Here is a 16557-nt window from a genome sequence, read left to right as displayed (position 1 = left end):
AAAGCGATGGTTTTGAGGCCGTGTTCCTTCGCGAGGTTGAGAGAATTACGATAACATGAGGCGAGTAATTCCGGCTCGTTGTGCTTGCCGTCGCGCCAGACAGGGCCGACTGTGTGAATCACATGTTTCGCCGGGAGGTTGTAGCCCCTGGTTATCTTCGCTCCGCCTGTCTCGCATCCGCCGAGCGTGGCGCATTCGGCGAGAAGTTTCGGGCCGGCTGCTCGGTGTATCGCGCCGTCCACTCCCCCGCCGCCTAGCAACGTCTTATTCGCGGCGTTAACGATAGCGTCGACCGCCAGCGTCGTAATATCACCCTGGAATAGCTCTATCTTTGTTGCCATCAGGCGGCCAGTTTTTTTCCTAAAAGGCGGGCTTGTTTCTTATGCCGAGGGTTTAATTCCTGTTTCGGCTTTTGAGCGGCGAGGCCCATGAAGAGAGTTCCTATCGTCTTCGCACCGAGGTTGCCGGCGGTGATCTTCAAAAGGCTCACGGTACCGGGTGTGAAAATGGCAAATAATGCAGGAGCCGCAGAAGAGGCTACGACAACGGCGCGTTTATTTATCAGAGTGCTTCTCATTTTGGGAACGTGCCCTTCCCACGGCCAATACGCGAAACAGATAAGCCGTTCGATGAATTTCTTCATCAAGGCCGTTACGGTATAATAATTCATCGGCGAGGCGACCACGATAGAATCCGAACGTTCGATCTCGTCGAGTATGCCGTTCATATCATCCGAGATCGGGCATTCCCCGCGTTTCGTCCCCTCTTTCTGGGTGCACGCCCTGCAATTGGTGCAGAATTCGATGTGCTTATCGAGAAGATAGATCTTCGACACCTCGGCCCCCGATTCTTTGGCCGAGGCAAGGATCTCATCGACGGCGGTATCGGTGATACCGCCCTTACGGTAAGTGCCTACTATCGCGGTTACTTTCATGAGTACCTACTAAATAAGCTTTATCTCTTCGACGTGGAGCAGCGGGTCTGCCTTGATGATGATCTTGGCGTGGAAGACGCGCTCGATGGATTCTATCGCCTGGCGGTCCTCATTGAAGAGGCGCGAGGTGACCTCGGGATTAACGAGGAGTTCGACCTGCTTCTTCTTCGTCTCCTTGAGATATTTTTTGACTTTCCTTAATGCCTGGATGGATACGGTCGAGACCGATTTTATCAGGCCCCTGCCCTGGCAATACGGGCATTCCCTGAATGACATGCTCTCGACGCTGCGGCGCATCCTCTGGCGCGTCATCTCGACGAGACAGATCTCTGAGAGCGGAGATACGTCTGTCTTCGCCTTATCGCGCTTCAACGAGTCTGTGAGCGCCTCGAATACTTTGCGCCTCTTGCCGGCCTGCATCATGTCGATGAAATCGATCACGATAATGCCGCCGAGGTCGCGCAGGCGTATCTGGCGCGCGACTTCGCGGGCGGCTTCCATGTTCACTGCGAACGCCGTCTCCTCTAGGCTCTTCTTCTCGGTGAACTTCCCGCTGTTGACGTCTATCGCGACGAGCCCTTCGGTCGGCTCGATGACGATATAACCGCCGCATCTCAGCGGGACCTTGCGCTCGAATAATTTCTCGACGTCCTTCTCTATGCCCTTCCTGTCGTAAAGCGGGATGTCGCCTTCATAAAGTTCGACTTTAGGCCTGAGGTGAGGGGCGACCGCGCTAAGGAAATGCTGTATCTTCCTGTATTCGTCGCGGTTATCTATTATAAGTTTCTCGACGTCCTCGGTAAGGTAATCCCGCGCGACCCTGAGCACCAGGTCATATTCCTCATGCAGCTGGGCCGGCGCCTGTTTCTTCGCCGCGCCGAATTTTATCTTCCTCCAGATGCCCAAGAGATATTTGAGGTCCCTGCCGAGTTCCCGCTTGGATTGCCCGATGCCCGCGGTCCTGATTATGACGCCCATCTCCTTCGGGACTTCAAGCCCCCTCAATATATCCTTAAGCCGCGCGCGTTCCTTATCGTCCGATATGCGGCGCGAGATCCCGAGGTGCCTGTCGTACGGCAATAAAACTATATAGCGGCCGGGTAATGAGATATGGGTAGTGAGGCGCGCGCCCTTCGTGCCGAACGGCTCCTTCGTCACCTGGACGAGGACTTCCTGTCCTTTTTTTACCAGCTGGTCTATCGACTGGTGCGGCTGTATGCCCCTGGGAGGCCTTACCACCTCCTCTTCCTTGTCGATCGATTCGAAATCCATCCCTATACCGACGATATCCGCGAGATAGAGATAACCGTTCTTCTCCAGCCCGAGTCCGACGAACGCGGCCTTGACAGCCGGCACGACGGAGTTCACCCTGCCCTTGATGACATTGCCGACGAGCCTCTTCTCACCCAATCTCTCGACCGAAAACTCCTCGAGGACCTTGTTCTCGAGCACCGCGAGCCTTGTCTCCTGCGGCTCGATGTTGATCAGAATTTCTTTTCCCATTAACTTATTTCCTCTATATTATTAATGATTATCCCTCCAGGCAACTGCGCCTGCAATCTGTTACCGAAATCCTCTTTCGATACCATATCCTTGAGATGGAATACCGCCTCCTCGGCCTCGCTCTCCACGCCGAGCTTCAACGCGCGCTTAAAACTTATCTTTGGCCTCGGGCTGAACCCCTGCGAGATCACGAGGGATATGCCGGCGCGGCGGGCCGCCCGCTGGAAAAGCCGGACGAGATCGAGATGCGAGATGAACTTCATCTGCTCTTTCTTGGCAAAGAAGACCCGGTAATTATTCAACCTGGCTCTTTATGGTCTTGATGTCCTTCTTCAAGTCGGCGATCTCTTTATGCAGCTTCGCGAGTTCGTCGAGTATCGCCATCTGTTCCCTGTGCAGGACGCTGGCGGTATCCTTGACGAGAAGATCGGTGCCTTTGGCCGCTTCTACGCCGGAGAGGGTCATCTTCGTGGCGTCCTGGAAAGCGGCGTCAAAATCGGAACTCTTGTAATCCTGCGCCGCCAACGGGAGAACGGCCACCGACATAAGAATTAACGCAAAAAAAATCCTTTTCACTGTTTCCTCCTTGTGACCTCTTATTTACTCAAATAGCCCCTGTTCGACTTGCTGAATCCTTCCGCGGCCACCGGCGCGGCCGGTTTCTCTTTCTTTTTATCTTCCTTCTTCTTCTCCTTCTTCTCCGGCTCGGCAGCCGGGGTGACATTGGCCTGTCCGGCCTCCAAGGCCTGCTTGACCATCGCCATCTCCTGGTCGGTGAACTCTCCCGGCCTTACAACCCTTGCCGTTATGAATATAAGGAGGTCTATTTTATCGGTATTGTTGGTCGCCCGCGAAAAGAGGTTGCCGATGACCGGGATGTCTCCCAATATTGGTATCCCTATCCTGCTCTTCGATTTGACGTTCCTGAGAAGGCCGCCGATGACTATCGTTTCGCCGTCCGCCATCAAGATCTGGGTCTCTGTCTCTCTCGTGTCTATGACCGGGTAATCATTCAACCCGACGGTGAGCGCCGTTCTCTCGGAAATGACCGGATGGACTATCATGTTAATGAATTTTTCGTCACCGCTTACCTGGGGGACTACATAAAGCTGGACGCCTATATCCTGGTAATAAGCCAGGTTCTCTGTCGCGGTACCCGAAGTGCCTGAAATACTGCTCTCGACTATCGGATACTTCGTGCCGATAAGGATGATCGCTTCCTGGCCGGAAAGCGTCAGTATCTTAGGCGCGGACAGCGTATTGGTCCTCACATCTTCCTCAAGCGCGTGGACCATAGCTTCCATCTGCGTCCCGAAGAGTTTCTGGTAGAGCAGCTGGAGCCCCGCGTTATAAGGGTTGAGGTTCGTGGAAAGCGGATTGAAATTTGAAGGCTGATAACCGAGAGGGTCGGTAGGCTCCGATTGAGAATAATTGCTTCCCGATATCGTGCCTGTCGTCTTAGAAGCGCTGCCGAACTTCACTTTAACCCCACCGTTCAGGACCCCTGCCGTAGTCAAGGCCTGGTGGTTCTGCAGTCTTGACCCGGTGCTCCACTCCATCCCTATATCCCTCAGGACGTTCTTGCTGACCTCCATTATCCTCGCCTCTATAAGGATCTGGACGGGCTTGACATCCATCTCTTTTAATATCTTCGACATCCTGTCGAGATAGGTCAACGTATCGGTCACCACCAGCGAGCGCGACCTGGAGTTTTCCCTTTCCCTTCTCTCTTTGCCTTCATCCGTCGACTGGCCACCGGCTTGCGGCACGCCGATCTTCCACCCTTTCTGCCCGGTTACCTCAAGGACCGATATCTTGCCCTGCGGCGACAACTGCGGCTCAAGCATCTTCTTGGCGTCCTGCGCGTCGAGATATTGTAAATTGAAGACCCTGCTGCTGACGCCCTCTATCTCGGTCAATTCCTTCTTCTTCTCCCTGCGTTCCTTCAGGGCGTCAACGGTCGAGACTGTGATGATGTTGCCTTCGCGTTCATACGCGAAACCGTATGTATTAAGGATGACGTCCAGCGCCTGTTCCCACGGCACATCCACAAGCCGTATAGTGACGGTCCCCACGACCTCCTTGCCCGTAACGATATTTACGCCGCTCTTGTAAGCCAGTACCCGGAGGACATTCTGTATATCGGCATCCTTAAAATCAAGGGTCACGGTGCTCTTCTCCGACGCGGGCTCCTGCTGAGGAACCGCGACAGGCTGCGCGGCGACAGGCTGCTCTACCGCGGCCGGCGCGGCCGGCGGCTCCTGCCCGCATGCGGACCCGTAAAAAAACGCGCTCAAAAACACGACGCCTACGATTGAGATCTTTTCGCGCTTGGACATGTTATTCCTCCTCGCCTCTCAAATTTATGACTGATTCTTCGCCGTCTCTTTCGAGGATCACCCTCGTCTTCTCTATATTTTTGACCTTATAATCTCCCAGGATATCCCCGGCCCTGACGACCGAACCTCCTACGATAGCATATGAATCCCCGTTCCTGGACCAGACTATCCCCTCAAGGGTCAGTTCGACATTGGCCGTAACCGCCCTCATTTCGGGAAGTATGTTGCCGTCCCTGTCGACAAGGGGCCTGAACGGGTCACGTTTATTTTTGGGGTCGTACTTGAAATTTTCGTTCCCCGGGGCATACGGCGCGAACGCGATAAGGATCAAAAGCCCTATGAATGCCGCGTTCCTCATTTCGATTGGGTCTCCTCGCGCAGGACATAAGCGACTATCAGGAGCCTGGCGTTATGGTTCTGCATATCCTCGGGGTTCGCCTTGATCTCTATATCCCCTATCGACATAATATTAACGGCAGTCTCGACGCCGTTTATGAACTGGCCTATGGCGTGATAGCCTCCTTTTACCTCTACCTGTATAGGGATCTCCATATATATAGAGGCGGGTTTTTTTGCCTCGGGTTTTGCCTGCGCCGCCTTGGGTTTTGCCGGCTCGGCTTTCTCCGTGCGGAGAGGCTCGACCTTTATTATCTTGACCTTATTTTCGTAAGCGACCTCCGCGATCTTCTGCAGGATACCCGGCATTTCACTGTAACGCGGCATGGCATTTTCATAAACTTTGAGTTTTTCCTGCGCCGCCGCCAACCGGGCCTGCAACTGGGATTTGCTCGCTATGAGGGCCTCATCTTTTTTCAGGGTCTCTGTTTCCTTGATGATATCTTTCCTTAACTCGCTTAACTTGCGAAAAGAAGGGATCATCAGGAACTGGATCAGGCTGAATACAACTATAAAACCCGCTATCCCTATAAGCACTATCTTCTCAAGGTCGGCCTTTGGGATGCGCGGTATGTTAAAAGGCGCGGGCATATCTTTATAACCCCTTCCCCTTCTTAAAATGGCACATGACGATAAAATCCATTATCTCGGTATTCTGTATCTTTTTACGCTCCTCCTTCGCGATCTCGATATTGTCGAAATCCGACGAGAAGGACGCGTTCTCTTTCAGTGAATTGACGAATTTGCCTATCGTGTACTCGTCGGTGCCCCCGGAGATGACGCTTGAACCCTCTATCACCAGCACCTCCTTCAGGATGCCGGGTTCTGCGGGCGATTCGCCCTTCTTGATATCGATGATCCTCAACCAGACGCCCGATGTCATAGAATCGGAAATATCATTGAGCATCTTCGCCAGCCCGAACCTAGAGCCGGACAGTTTATCGACTATTGCGACCTTTGAGGACATCTCCCTCAGGGTACTGTCGATTGTAATAGCCTCTTTATTCGACGCGGCGATAGAGACGGCTTTCTTTTTGAGGGAATCGCGGGAAACGGTTTTTACCTGGATAAAGACCCATAAGAGGACCTGTATGACAAGCAGGAAGACGACGATGCCGGCGGCGACCGGCATGACGGGCAGCGAAGGCAGCTTCATCGGCTCCCTCTTCCTGGCTTTCAGATGCGGCGGCAAAAGATTTATTTCTATCATCGCCTACCTTCTTATCGCGAGCCCGACGCAGACGGCCAGTTGGCCGGAGGCGTCCTTAAGGGCCTGCGTATCTATTTTAGGGGAGACCGCCAGGTTTTTTACCGGGTCCCATGCCGAGACCTCAAACCCGAAAGCCTGGGAGAAACGCTGCAGCAGCGCCGTCTCTTTCGCGCCGCCGCCGCTCACGTATATACCGTCTATCCCTTTGCCGAACTGGTTCTCGTAATAGTCGAACGAGAGCCTGACCTGGTTCTCGAGCGTATCCGCGCTTTTTACATCCACCGGGATATCGCGGGTAAAATTGAGCGTCTCGTTCTTGAGTATGCAGACGTTGGTCATGCTCGCGCCGATATTCAGAAGGGCGACCGTCTTATCCTTGCCTAACCCGGGATTATTGAACATAAAAGCGTTCGTCACGGCGATAGCGTCGCAATCTATGGCCTCGGCCGTCAACTCCGCCCCGCTGACATAACCCATGTACTCGTCAACGAGGTCTTTCTTCGAAGCCACGATGAGGACCTTCATCTTGTTGCCTTCGGCGTTCTGATCGATCACTTGCACGTCTATATAGACTTCATTTATGTTGAACGGGATATGCTTTTCGGCCTCGAACTGCAAGGCGGATTTCAATTCGCCCTCGCTCATCTTCGGGAAGAGAACCTGGCGCACGACGACTCCCTGCCCTGAAACGGCGATCGTTACGCCCTGGACCTTGGTCTCCGAAGGAGCGACGGCGCGCTTTATCGTTTCGACTACCTTCTCTTTCGAGCGGTCCCCGTCAATAGACTGGACGGCGAAAAAATCAAGCTGGAACCCGCCTGTTTTTTTCCGCGAGAGGGCCAATACCTTTACGGAAGAAGTGCCTATATCTATGCCGACCTTAACCTTTGTCCTGTTCAAATTCAAGAACGGGAATTTGATCTCTTTCATATCCTACTCTATCGGGGGATCGGACTCGCCCGCCTGACCCCCGTTCTTTGCCCTTATTATGCCCGTGCTGTCCGTGAAAAAATACCTGTTCCCCGTCCTTCCGGGAGTTGTCGGTTCTGCGTTCAACTCGAAATTCTCCGCGTCGATGAAAGTATAATTGAACCTGTAACCCTGTTTTTGCTTGGTCACACCCAGGACCGAATCGATGTAAGGCGGATCGGAATCCGGCGCCGCCAGGTTATCCAGGGCAGCCGGAAAAGTATGGGGGTTGGAATTCGCGTAATAGCTGTTGCAGGCCGATCCGATCGTCCGGCACGATACTATAGCCGATGCCTCGTTCGCGTTTATGCGGGATGTGAGGAAGACAGGGATAGCGATGGCCGCCAAAGTAGCTATAATGGCGATAACTATCATTATTTCAACAAGAGTAAAACCGCGATATGATAGTTTTTCTTCTTTCATTGAGTTTTAGTTTATATTTTTTGAGCAAAAAAGTCAAGAAAAATTGCCAATTTTTACGAGATTCCCCTCTTAAGAGCCCCGCTGCGGCGGGACGTTGCAAAAGTCTTGATATTGACCCGGCATTATAGTAAACTTCTAATTGGAGGGATGATAAGATGTTGTTTCGTTCCGCGAAATCCGGTTTTACGCTGATGGAAGTCATGTTCTCGGGCGCGATAATGCTCGTCGCGATAGGCGGGCTTTTGGGGGCATATGTCCTCTGTTTTAACCTGAGCGAGACGGCAAGAAACTTGACTTTAGCGACGAACGCGATCCAGCAGAAACTTGAAGAGATACGTTACCAGAAGCTCAACATAGTCAATCATTACGACTATAACACGTTCGATATACCGGGTTTCGCCGTCCAGAATGCCAAAGGCGTGGTCTATGTCGACGCCATTCCCAATAGCACGGATCTCAAAAGAGTGACCATCTCCGTCTCCTGGCGGCAAAAAGGCGGAAGGATAATCGGGGCGGATAACGGCAGCGGCGGCGGGATAGCGCTTAACGGCGTGCGCGACGGCACGGAACAGGCGGACGCTAACGGTTATTTGAAATCGCCGGCTATTATTTCAGAGGTGGTAACGGACAGATGAACACGGGGCCTCGTAAAGGGTTAAGCCTGGTCGAATTGATGGTGACCATAGGCATAGTGGTCGTTATCGGAGGGATCCTTGCGCGTTTCCTTGTTATAGGAGGCGCGGCCTGGCATTCGGGAGACGCGGAGATACAGGCCACACAGGAAGCGAGGAAAGGCGTCATGTACATGACAAGGGAATTGCGGCAGGCCAATTTGGCCTCCCTGACTAATATGGCGGGCGCGAAATACGTAGACAATACGGATACCGACTATAACTCCGTCGTCTTCCGGGTCGTGACCGTCGTCGCCGGTAATAATAATTACGGCGCCTACGGTTCCGTGATAACTAATGCCGGCATGCCAAACTTGTCCGCTCCTATCTCTTATTACGTGAATAATAACCAGCTGATAAGACTCCAGGACAATACCGCCAAAGTGCTTGCAAACAATGTGACCGGCCTCACGTTCCGCCTGCAAAAGGATTCTCATACACTGAACGACGGCCAGGAATACTCGCTCACGACGTTCTTGATAACGTTGCAGACGACGAAGACCACTGCGGAGAGAAGGCTGATCCCGATGACTTTAACCAGCGCCGTCTTATTGAGGGACTAAAAATGGGACACAAAAAAGGGTTTATACTGATCGTGGCTTATTCGGTAGTCGCTGTGATCCTTATCCTCATCGCAGCCTATGTGGCCCGCAGCGTGGCGGAGATGAGGACAGCGCAAAGAGAAAAGGATTCTTTGGCGGCGCTCGCCGCGGCTGAGACGGGGATCGATTACGGCTTTGCCTGGCTGAAAGCCCAACCTACCCCGCCTGCCGGCACGGCTCCCATCTTTAATCCCGTGATAACGGGCGTGCCGAAACCTGCCCTGACTACCGGGACATACTCCGTAACGGTCGTGCCGAACGCAAGCAATCCGACAAACTGGCCGAAAAAATACGAGATAGTATCTGTAGGGACGTCCGGGGATTCGACCCGAACCGTATATTACGAAGTCCAGCGCGATACTTTCGCCAAGAATATCTGGTTTACAAATACCGAGAGTTACGGCCCGCTTGATGTATGGTTCGTAACGGTCGACTCGCTGGACGGCCCCGTACACACTAACGACAGCTTCAATATTTCGGGCGACCCCCAATTCCCCGACCTTATAGACCTCCATCCGACCCAACATCACGGCCCGAGTATAAATTACATGCATCCCGGAGATGATAACCCGTATTTTGCCCAGCCGGTTGATTTCAACGCCGACACTATAGAAATGCCTGACCATGATGATACGGAACCCCTCCGTAACGCAGCCGCATCCGGCGGCCGTGTCTTTACGGGGAACACTACGATAACTTTAAACGCCAACGGCACGATGAACGTGACGAACGCGACCGGCGGTTACAATAATACCAATATGCCCGTACCGGCAAACGGGGCTATATACGTACAGAACAAGCTGGATAGGTGGGGACATATCAGCGAATACGGATATGCCAAGGTATCCGGGACATTGAACGGCCGTCTCTCCATAGGAACAAACGATGACATTATTATCACGGGAAACGTACAATATAACATCAATCCGCAGACGAACCCGAACTCGACCGACACGCTGGGGCTCATAGCCGAAGGCGATGTCGTGATCAAGCAAAGCGCATGCCCGACAAACGGAAACCTTACTATCCAGGCGGCCGTAATGGCCATGGCCGACTCCTTCTACCTGGAAGATTGGACCTCGAGCATGAAAGGTGCCTTGAACATATACGGCGGGATAACCCAGAACCAGCGGGGGCCCGTAGGAAGTTTCAATATAACTACAAGCACCAAAGCCAGCGGTTTTTCAAAAAATTACGTCTACGACAGGAGGCTGCGCGACGCGCCGCCCCCTTACTTCCCGGATACTAAAAAGTACATAGGGGTAGCATGGAGGGAACAATGAAGATATCAAAAACACAAATAGCCATAATATTATCCTTATGCGTCCTGGCAATAATTATCATCCTCTCGCTCGGCAGGCCTCAGCCGAAGCCGGCTGTGACTGCGGCTCCTGAAGCCAAACCGGAAGAGCAGATCCCGCTTCAGGCGGGAAAATACGAACTGCCCCCGGCACAGGAGAACGCCGGATATCCGGTTTCGCAGTCCGTAAGCACTCCGTCCGCGAAACCGGTGCCATCGATACCGCCGACATCCCCTGCACCCGCGGCTTCAATCGAAAATACAAGAAATCCCGATAACAGTTTGAGCGGCGGAACGGGAAATGCGCCGAAGGTCTATGAGCCATCCCCTGACCTGCCGAAGAAACCGCCTAAGATGCCTCCGCCGGAAGTATTACAGAAGATGCAAAGGCAAGGTATAGTGGCATACTGAGAAGCGCGGGGTCCTTATTCGACGGGTATGCCTGACGCGTCGTTTACCCTTATCACGCCTGACTCATCCACAAAAAAAGTCCTGACTCCTGATATATTGACGGTTACGGGCGTCGCCGTGCAGGTAAACTGGTTCGGGTCCACAAGGGTGTAATTGAAATTATACCCCTGCTTCGACCCGCTTCCCAGAGCAGGATCTATATACGGGGGAGTTTCGGTGCTCAAGGTCTGGAGGTCCGGAGGATATGAGGGTGGGTTCTGCATGCTCCGGTAACTCTCGCATCCGGTGCTTATCGTCCTCATCGAGCCTATCGCCGACGATTCATTCGCGATGACCCTCGCCCTCAAGAAACCGGGTATCGCGATGACCGCCAGCGTGACCAGTATGGCCACGACTATCATTATCTCGACAAGCGTAAACCCTTTTCTGCGATCCGGATCTTTCGCCATGCTGTTTAATCTATAACCAAAACGATAAAATGTCAACCCTTTACCGGAGTTTACCCTGAGCCCTTCGGCTCCGCTCAGGGTAAACTCCGCTGAAGGGCTCAGGGCAAGTATAACAAAAAGGCGAGGATTTTACTCCTCGCCTTTTTGCATACTTTACGCCCTGAGCATTATTCGATCGGGTTGCCCGCGGCGTTCGTCAATCTTATTACGCCCGACTCGTCAACAAAGAATGTCCTCGTACCGGTAACGTTCGCCGTTACAGGCGCGCCCGTGCAGGTATACTGGTTCACGTTCACTAATGCATAGGTAAACGTATATCCCTGCTTTGTACCACCGGCCAATGTCGCATCGATGTACGGGGGATTAGCAGCGCCTAAAGCTGCCAGGTTAGCCGGATAAGACACCGGGCTCTGGGCGGCTCTGAAACTTTCACATGCCGTACTTATCGTACGGAGTGAACTTATAGCTGCTGCTTCGTTGGCGTTGAGTCTAGCACGTAGTAAGTTGGGTATCGCTATGGCTGCTAAAAGAGCTATAATGGCAACTACGATCATGATCTCAACGAGCGTAAAACCTTTTCTTCCTACTAGCGTTCTCATTTTATTTCCCCTCCTTTCTTCCTAGATTGGGACTTCCGTTTCTTCAGTTAAAGTATAACATAAAAGCAACCTCTGTCAAGCGTTTCTATCTTCCGACGACCTGGATCAACTTCACTATCGGCAGGAACATCGACACGACGATTCCGCCTACCACGATCCCGAGGAAAGCGATTATCAGCGGCTCTATGAGGCTCGTCAACCCGGATACTGCGGCGTCGACTTCGCTCTCGTAAAAATCGGCGACCTTCCCGAGCATCTCCTCGAGTTTGCCGGTCTGTTCTCCGACCGAGATCATCCTCGTTACCATAGGCGGGAAAACTTTGCTTGCCGTGAGCGGCTGCGCTATCGACTCGCCTTCCTTGATGCTCATCTTGGTCTTCAGGACCGCCGCTTCTATTACCCTGTTACCCGAGGTCTTCCCTACTATTTCAAGCGCCGTCAATATCGAGACGCCGCTCTTCTGTAACGTCGAAAGCGTGCGCGCGAACCTCGCGATGGCTACCTTCCTTAATAACGGCCCGATGACCGGTATCTTCAATAGAAAGGTATCGAAGGCAAGCTTTCCTTTATCGGTCTTGACCACCTGCGAAAGCGTTATGGACCCTATCACCAGCCCTATGATCACGAAAAGCAGGTAGCTCCTCACGATATGTGATATCTTTATCAGTATAAGCGTCGGCAGGGGCAACGTTACGCCGATGGTGGCGAATATGCTCTCGAATGTCGGGACGACTTTGACTATCAAGAAAGTCGTGATAAGGATCGCCATCGTGACTACGACCGCCGGATAAATAAGGCTCGATTTCACTTTCCTTATCAGGGCGATCGTCTTTTCCATATAGATGGCGACCCTGTCGAGTATCTCATCCAGGTTTCCGCTCGATTCGCCTGCCCTGACCATGTTTATGAAAAAAGGAGAGAATACGTTCGGCTGTTTGCCCAGCGCTTCGGATAGGCTCAACCCGCCCTCGACGTTATCGCGGACCTTCTTAACGACGTTCTTGAAACCCTTGCTCTCCATCTGCTCCTGGAGCGCGTCAAGGGCTCCGACGAGCGGTATGCCCGCGTCCACCATGGTAGCTAGCTGCCTGGAGAAGACGACCAGGTCGTCGAGCTTTATCTTAGCGCCGCCGAAGGCCTGGCCCCTGGCCGCTTCCTTCGCCTCGCCCAACGAGATTATCACATATTCTTTCTGCCTGAGCGTATCTACCAGGGCGATGCTGCTGGGCGCTTCCATGGAACCGGATACGGTCCTGCCGTCCTTATCCTTAGCGACATATTTAAATTGTGGCACTTATTCCTCCGACGTTACCCTCAAGACTTCCTCAACCGTGGTATTCCCCAAAGCCAGGTTTTCGAGCGCCGCCGCGCGCAGGGTGAGCATCCCCTTTTCCTTCATAGCATATTCTTTTATCTTATCGCTCTGCACCCTGTCAAGTATCATCTCTTTTATCTTGTCGTCTACAGTGAGGTTTTCGAGGATGGCGAACCTCCCGTAATAGCCGGTATTGTTGCACTTGGCGCACCCTTTCCCCTTATAAAAAACCGCCTTGGACCCCTCAGGGCCTTTAGACCCCTCAGGGCCTTTAGACCTTTCCTTATATCCTAACTTATCCAGCATCTCCTTCGGGATATCGATCTTCTCCTTGCAATTCGCGCATACCCTCTTCATCAGCCTCTGCGCGCATATGAATACCACGCTGGAGGCGACCAAAAACGGCTCGACGCCCATATCTATAAGCCTCGTTATGGCGCTCGGCGCGTCATTCGTGTGCAGTGTTGAAAGGAGCAGCTGTCCGGTAAGCGACGCTTTGATGGCGATATCCGCGGTCTCGAAATCGCGGATCTCCCCGACCATCACGATATCCGGCGCCTGGCGCAGGAAAGCGCGCAGGCCGCCCGCGAAGGTAAGGCCTATCTCCGGCTTGACCTGCACCTGGGTTATCCCCATGAGCTCATATTCGATCGGGTCTTCTATGGTGACGATATTCTTTTCCGGCGTATTCAATATGTTAAGGATGGAATAAAGGGTCGTGGACTTGCCGCTCCCTGTCGGGCCGGTCACCAAGAACATCCCGTAAGGCCTGGAGATGGCTTCCCTCAATTCCTCCAGGGTCTTGGGAAGAAAGCCCAGCTTTTCAGGGGAAACTTTTATGCTCGATTTATCGAGGACCCTCAGGACGACCTTCTCGCCGTGGACCAGCGGCAGGGTAGAGACGCGGAAATCTATCTCCCTCTCCTCCATCCTCACCTTGAACCTGCCGTCCTGCGGTAGGCGCCATTCGGTGATATCCATATCCGACATTATCTTGATCCTGGTAAGCACCGCGTTCTGGTTCGATTTCGGCAGGTGCGAGAATTCCGTGAGGGCGCCGTCGATACGGTAGCGCAGGCGCAGGTCAGTCTCCATCGGCTCGACATGGATGTCAGAGGCGCGGCGTTTGAGCGCCTCGCTTATAATGACGTCGACCATCTTGAGTATCGGCGCCTTCTGGCTCTCTATGGCGAGGGTCGAGACATCGAACCGCTCCGCGTCTTCGGACGAAAGGAGCTGCAATTCTTCGCCCTTGGCATCTTTTACCAATTTATCTATTGAGAACACTTCTTCCCCGTAATAGCTTGCGATCGCCGCGATTATATCCTTGTCGGTCGCTATAACAGGGTCTATCTCGTATTTGGTGAGAATCTTCAGGTCGTCGAGGGCGAATATATCGAGCGGATCGGACATGGCTACTGTCATACGGTTGCCGATCTTCGAGACAGGGATAAGGTGGTAAAGCCGCGCGATCTTCTCCGGCACGAGCGAGATGATCTCCTTGTCTATTTTGTATTTCGCCAGGTTTATCGGGGTAATATTAAGTTCCTGGCTGAATATCGCGAGGAGGTCATTCTCGTTGGCGAGCCCCTTCTGCACAAGGATCTTGCTCAGGCTGCCGCCATGCGCCTTCTGGGCTTTTATCGCCTCGTCCAGTTTTTCTTTCGAAATGGAGCCCTTCTTAACGAGGACTTCGGCTAATTTATCCCTTATGCTCTGGGCCATGGCTTAATCCTGCTCGCCGAGGGTCACGCGCACTACCTCCTCTAGGGTCGTGGTGCCGTCAAATACCTTCCTTAATCCGCTCTCCCTTAAAGTTACGAGCCCGGCGCGGCGCGCCGCTTCGTATACGGTGCTCTCGTGCGCCCTCTTGGCGATCAATTCCCTCAACTCCGCGTTTATAGCTACCGCTTCTATAAGGCCTACCCTTCCCCTGAACCCGGTCTTGAAACAATGATCGCAACCTTTGCCCTTGTAAAACTTCACATTCTCCGGCGCCTTTATCTTAAGTTTTTCGAGTAATGTCTTGTGGATTTCCTGGACTTCCTTACAGCGCGGGCATACCTTCCTGACAAGCCGTTGGGCCGCGACAAGTACCACCGACGAACTGATGAGGAACGGCTCGACGCCCATGTTCATCAGCCTCATGATGACACCGGTCGCCGTGTTGGTATGCAGCGTGCTTAGGACGAGGTGTCCGGTCAGCGCAGCCTTTATCGCGATGTCGACGGTCTCGAGGTCCCTTATCTCGCCTACCATTATGACGTTCGGGTCCTGGCGCAATATCGAACGGAGAGTGGCCGCGTATGTCAACCCGATATTCGGGTTTATATTGACCTGGTTTATCCCGGGGAGCAGGTATTCGACCGGGTCTTCTACGGTGACAAAATTCTTTTCCGGAGCGTCTATATGCTTGATGACCGAGTAGAGCGTAGTCGTCTTGCCGGAACCCGCCGGGCCGCAGACGAGTATCATCCCGTGGGGCCTCCTCGAGGCCTTCTTGAGCTCGTCGAGAGGTTCCTTCTCGAAACCCAGCTTATCTACATCGAGCATGGCCTGGGATTTATCGAGGATCCTGAGCGCCACTTTTTCGCCGAACGCGGTCGGGACTGTCGAGACCCTGAAGTCGACTTCCCTCTCCTGCACCTTTATCTTGAACCTGCCGTCCTGGGGCAGGCGCCGCTCGGCGATATTGAGGTTCGACATGACTTTTATCCTGGATATTATGCCCGATTGTATAGACCTTGGAAGCGACTGCGCTTCCCTGAATATCCCGTCGATCTTATACCTGACGCGCAGGTGGTCTTCCATCGGCTCTATCAGGATATCGCTCGCCCGCGCTTTTGTCGCGTCCAGGACTATGGCGTTCGTAAGTTTTACCACAGGGGTATCAGCGACCGCGCCCAGCACCTCGACAGACTCATCTTCTATTCTCCTGGAAGAGATGAGCTCTATATTCGTCTCCTTTACCAGCGCTTCGATGGTGGATGTCGCCGCGCTGCCGTAATGCTGCTCTATCGCGGCCTTCACATCGTCCTGTGTGGTTATGATGGGCGTGATATCCATACCCGTGACATTCCTTATGTCGTCGAGCGCGAAGACATTAAGCGGGTCGGCCATCGCGACGGTCAGGACATTACCCATCTTCGATATAGGCATGATCTGGTAATTGGCGGCGATCTTTTTCGGGATGAACTTCGTTATTTCAGGGTCGATCTTGAATTTGGAAAGGGATATCGGCGGGATGCCGAGTTCCTGGCTTAGTATCGCTAAAAGATCCCTCTGGGTTATGGCTCCCAAAGAGACAAGGATGTCTCCCAGCGAACCGCCCTTCTCTTTCTGGGCTTGAAGGGCCTGGTTTAATTTCTCTTCGGTTATAGCCCCTTTTTTTATCAGTATCTCGCTTAGCCGTTCCTTGATCCCAGATGGCATCGGC

Annotated in this window: 20 protein-coding genes; 4 read left to right on the top strand and 16 right to left on the bottom strand. The window is 53.1% G+C overall.

Annotation, left to right across the window (positions count from 1 at the left end; all coding sequences use genetic code 11):
• The 11 genes from PHO67_06375 to PHO67_06325 all read right to left on the bottom strand — a co-directional run.
• Positions 1 to 341 (bottom strand): macro domain-containing protein (locus tag PHO67_06375; GenBank protein ID MDD5546760.1); only part of this gene is annotated, 341 nt, incomplete at its 3' end.
• A complete protein-coding gene (locus PHO67_06370) occupies positions 341 to 934 on the bottom strand; it encodes a flavodoxin family protein (protein ID MDD5546759.1) in 594 nt (197 codons plus the stop codon). The genes PHO67_06375 and PHO67_06370, both read right to left, overlap by 1 nt.
• A gap of 9 nt (positions 935 to 943) precedes the next feature.
• Positions 944 to 2437 (bottom strand): Rne/Rng family ribonuclease, encoded by a 1494-nt coding sequence (locus PHO67_06365; protein ID MDD5546758.1) that lies wholly within the window; start codon positions 2435 to 2437, stop codon positions 944 to 946.
• Positions 2437 to 2739, bottom strand: a complete 303-nt coding sequence (locus PHO67_06360) for a TIGR03936 family radical SAM-associated protein (GenBank protein MDD5546757.1) — start codon at positions 2737 to 2739, stop codon at positions 2437 to 2439. Before PHO67_06360 ends, PHO67_06365 begins: the two co-directional genes overlap by 1 nt.
• Complete coding sequence (locus tag PHO67_06355) at positions 2732 to 3013, bottom strand: hypothetical protein (GenBank protein ID MDD5546756.1); 282 nt, start codon at positions 3011 to 3013, stop codon at positions 2732 to 2734. The genes PHO67_06360 and PHO67_06355 overlap by 8 nt, the downstream gene beginning before the upstream one ends.
• A 20-nt stretch (positions 3014 to 3033) precedes the next feature.
• A complete protein-coding gene (locus PHO67_06350; GenBank protein MDD5546755.1) occupies positions 3034 to 4776 on the bottom strand; it encodes a secretin and TonB N-terminal domain-containing protein in 1743 nt (580 codons plus the stop codon).
• Position 4777: 1 nt separating this feature from the next.
• Positions 4778 to 5134, bottom strand: a complete 357-nt coding sequence (locus tag PHO67_06345) for a hypothetical protein (protein MDD5546754.1) — start codon at positions 5132 to 5134, stop codon at positions 4778 to 4780.
• Positions 5131 to 5763 carry a type 4a pilus biogenesis protein PilO gene (gene pilO, locus PHO67_06340; GenBank protein ID MDD5546753.1) on the bottom strand — a complete coding sequence of 211 codons (633 nt, stop codon included), beginning with the start codon at positions 5761 to 5763 and terminating at the stop codon, positions 5131 to 5133. The genes PHO67_06345 and pilO overlap by 4 nt, the downstream gene beginning before the upstream one ends.
• Before the next feature lie 4 nt (positions 5764 to 5767).
• Positions 5768 to 6382, bottom strand: coding sequence for a hypothetical protein (locus tag PHO67_06335; GenBank protein MDD5546752.1), 615 nt, complete (start codon positions 6380 to 6382; stop codon positions 5768 to 5770).
• A 3-nt stretch (positions 6383 to 6385) separates the two neighbouring features.
• A complete protein-coding gene (gene pilM, locus PHO67_06330) occupies positions 6386 to 7312 on the bottom strand; it encodes a pilus assembly protein PilM (GenBank protein ID MDD5546751.1) in 927 nt (308 codons plus the stop codon).
• Positions 7313 to 7315: 3 nt separating this feature from the next.
• Positions 7316 to 7774: a prepilin-type N-terminal cleavage/methylation domain-containing protein gene (locus tag PHO67_06325; GenBank protein MDD5546750.1), complete on the bottom strand. Its 459-nt coding sequence runs from the start codon at positions 7772 to 7774 to the stop codon at positions 7316 to 7318.
• A gap of 155 nt (positions 7775 to 7929) precedes the next feature.
• On the opposite strand from PHO67_06325, the gene PHO67_06320 reads away from it, so the two are divergent.
• The 4 genes from PHO67_06320 to PHO67_06305 are packed head-to-tail and all read left to right on the top strand — an operon-like array spanning position 7930 to position 10758.
• Positions 7930 to 8409: a prepilin-type N-terminal cleavage/methylation domain-containing protein gene (locus PHO67_06320; GenBank protein MDD5546749.1), complete on the top strand. Its 480-nt coding sequence runs from the start codon at positions 7930 to 7932 to the stop codon at positions 8407 to 8409.
• Positions 8406 to 9008 (top strand): hypothetical protein, encoded by a 603-nt coding sequence (locus tag PHO67_06315; GenBank protein MDD5546748.1) that lies wholly within the window; start codon positions 8406 to 8408, stop codon positions 9006 to 9008. The genes PHO67_06320 and PHO67_06315 overlap by 4 nt, the downstream gene beginning before the upstream one ends.
• Before the next feature lie 2 nt (positions 9009 to 9010).
• The gene (locus tag PHO67_06310) at positions 9011 to 10330 is read left to right on the top strand and encodes a hypothetical protein (protein MDD5546747.1); all 1320 of its coding nucleotides are present in this window, start codon (positions 9011 to 9013) and stop codon (positions 10328 to 10330) included.
• Positions 10327 to 10758, top strand: a complete 432-nt coding sequence (locus tag PHO67_06305; GenBank protein MDD5546746.1) for a hypothetical protein — start codon at positions 10327 to 10329, stop codon at positions 10756 to 10758. The genes PHO67_06310 and PHO67_06305 overlap by 4 nt, the downstream gene beginning before the upstream one ends.
• Positions 10759 to 10772: 14 nt before the next feature.
• Here PHO67_06305 and PHO67_06300 read toward each other — a convergent pair whose 3' ends face one another.
• From PHO67_06300 to PHO67_06280, 5 genes are all read right to left on the bottom strand, one after another.
• Positions 10773 to 11207 carry a type II secretion system protein gene (locus PHO67_06300; GenBank protein ID MDD5546745.1) on the bottom strand — a complete coding sequence of 145 codons (435 nt, stop codon included), beginning with the start codon at positions 11205 to 11207 and terminating at the stop codon, positions 10773 to 10775.
• A 167-nt stretch (positions 11208 to 11374) separates the two neighbouring features.
• A complete protein-coding gene (locus PHO67_06295; GenBank protein MDD5546744.1) occupies positions 11375 to 11806 on the bottom strand; it encodes a prepilin-type N-terminal cleavage/methylation domain-containing protein in 432 nt (143 codons plus the stop codon).
• Between the two features lie 85 nt (positions 11807 to 11891).
• Entirely contained in the window at positions 11892 to 13100 is a 1209-nt protein-coding gene (locus PHO67_06290) for a type II secretion system F family protein (GenBank protein MDD5546743.1), read from the bottom strand.
• On the bottom strand, positions 13101 to 14846 hold the full coding sequence (locus PHO67_06285; protein MDD5546742.1) for a GspE/PulE family protein: 1746 nt from the start codon (positions 14844 to 14846) through the stop codon (positions 13101 to 13103).
• A 3-nt stretch (positions 14847 to 14849) separates the two neighbouring features.
• Positions 14850 to 16553, bottom strand: a complete 1704-nt coding sequence (locus PHO67_06280; protein MDD5546741.1) for an ATPase, T2SS/T4P/T4SS family — start codon at positions 16551 to 16553, stop codon at positions 14850 to 14852.
• Between the last annotated feature and the right edge of the window lie 4 nt (positions 16554 to 16557).

The organism is Candidatus Omnitrophota bacterium (assembly GCA_028716565.1).
GTDB lineage: Bacteria > Omnitrophota > Gorgyraeia > Pluralincolimonadales > Pluralincolimonadaceae > Pluralincolimonas.
This window is presented reverse-complemented; position numbering and strand designations above follow the sequence as displayed.

Coding starts and splice junctions, on each gene's coding strand:
- PHO67_06370 (MDD5546759.1), bottom strand. CDS start 934: ATGAAAGTAACCGCGATAGTAGGCACTTACCGTAAGGGCGGTATCACC.
- PHO67_06365 (MDD5546758.1), bottom strand. CDS start 2,437: ATGGGAAAAGAAATTCTGATCAACATCGAGCCGCAGGAGACAAGGCTC.
- PHO67_06350 (MDD5546755.1), bottom strand. CDS start 4,776: ATGTCCAAGCGCGAAAAGATCTCAATCGTAGGCGTCGTGTTTTTGAGC.
- PHO67_06345 (MDD5546754.1), bottom strand. CDS start 5,134: ATGAGGAACGCGGCATTCATAGGGCTTTTGATCCTTATCGCGTTCGCG.
- pilO (MDD5546753.1), bottom strand. CDS start 5,763: ATGCCCGCGCCTTTTAACATACCGCGCATCCCAAAGGCCGACCTTGAG.
- PHO67_06335 (MDD5546752.1), bottom strand. CDS start 6,382: ATGATAGAAATAAATCTTTTGCCGCCGCATCTGAAAGCCAGGAAGAGG.
- pilM (MDD5546751.1), bottom strand. CDS start 7,312: ATGAAAGAGATCAAATTCCCGTTCTTGAATTTGAACAGGACAAAGGTT.
- PHO67_06325 (MDD5546750.1), bottom strand. CDS start 7,774: ATGAAAGAAGAAAAACTATCATATCGCGGTTTTACTCTTGTTGAAATA.
- PHO67_06320 (MDD5546749.1), top strand. CDS start 7,930: ATGTTGTTTCGTTCCGCGAAATCCGGTTTTACGCTGATGGAAGTCATG.
- PHO67_06315 (MDD5546748.1), top strand. CDS start 8,406: ATGAACACGGGGCCTCGTAAAGGGTTAAGCCTGGTCGAATTGATGGTG.
- PHO67_06310 (MDD5546747.1), top strand. CDS start 9,011: ATGGGACACAAAAAAGGGTTTATACTGATCGTGGCTTATTCGGTAGTC.
- PHO67_06305 (MDD5546746.1), top strand. CDS start 10,327: ATGAAGATATCAAAAACACAAATAGCCATAATATTATCCTTATGCGTC.
- PHO67_06300 (MDD5546745.1), bottom strand. CDS start 11,207: ATGGCGAAAGATCCGGATCGCAGAAAAGGGTTTACGCTTGTCGAGATA.
- PHO67_06295 (MDD5546744.1), bottom strand. CDS start 11,806: ATGAGAACGCTAGTAGGAAGAAAAGGTTTTACGCTCGTTGAGATCATG.
- PHO67_06285 (MDD5546742.1), bottom strand. CDS start 14,846: ATGGCCCAGAGCATAAGGGATAAATTAGCCGAAGTCCTCGTTAAGAAG.
- PHO67_06280 (MDD5546741.1), bottom strand. CDS start 16,553: ATGCCATCTGGGATCAAGGAACGGCTAAGCGAGATACTGATAAAAAAA.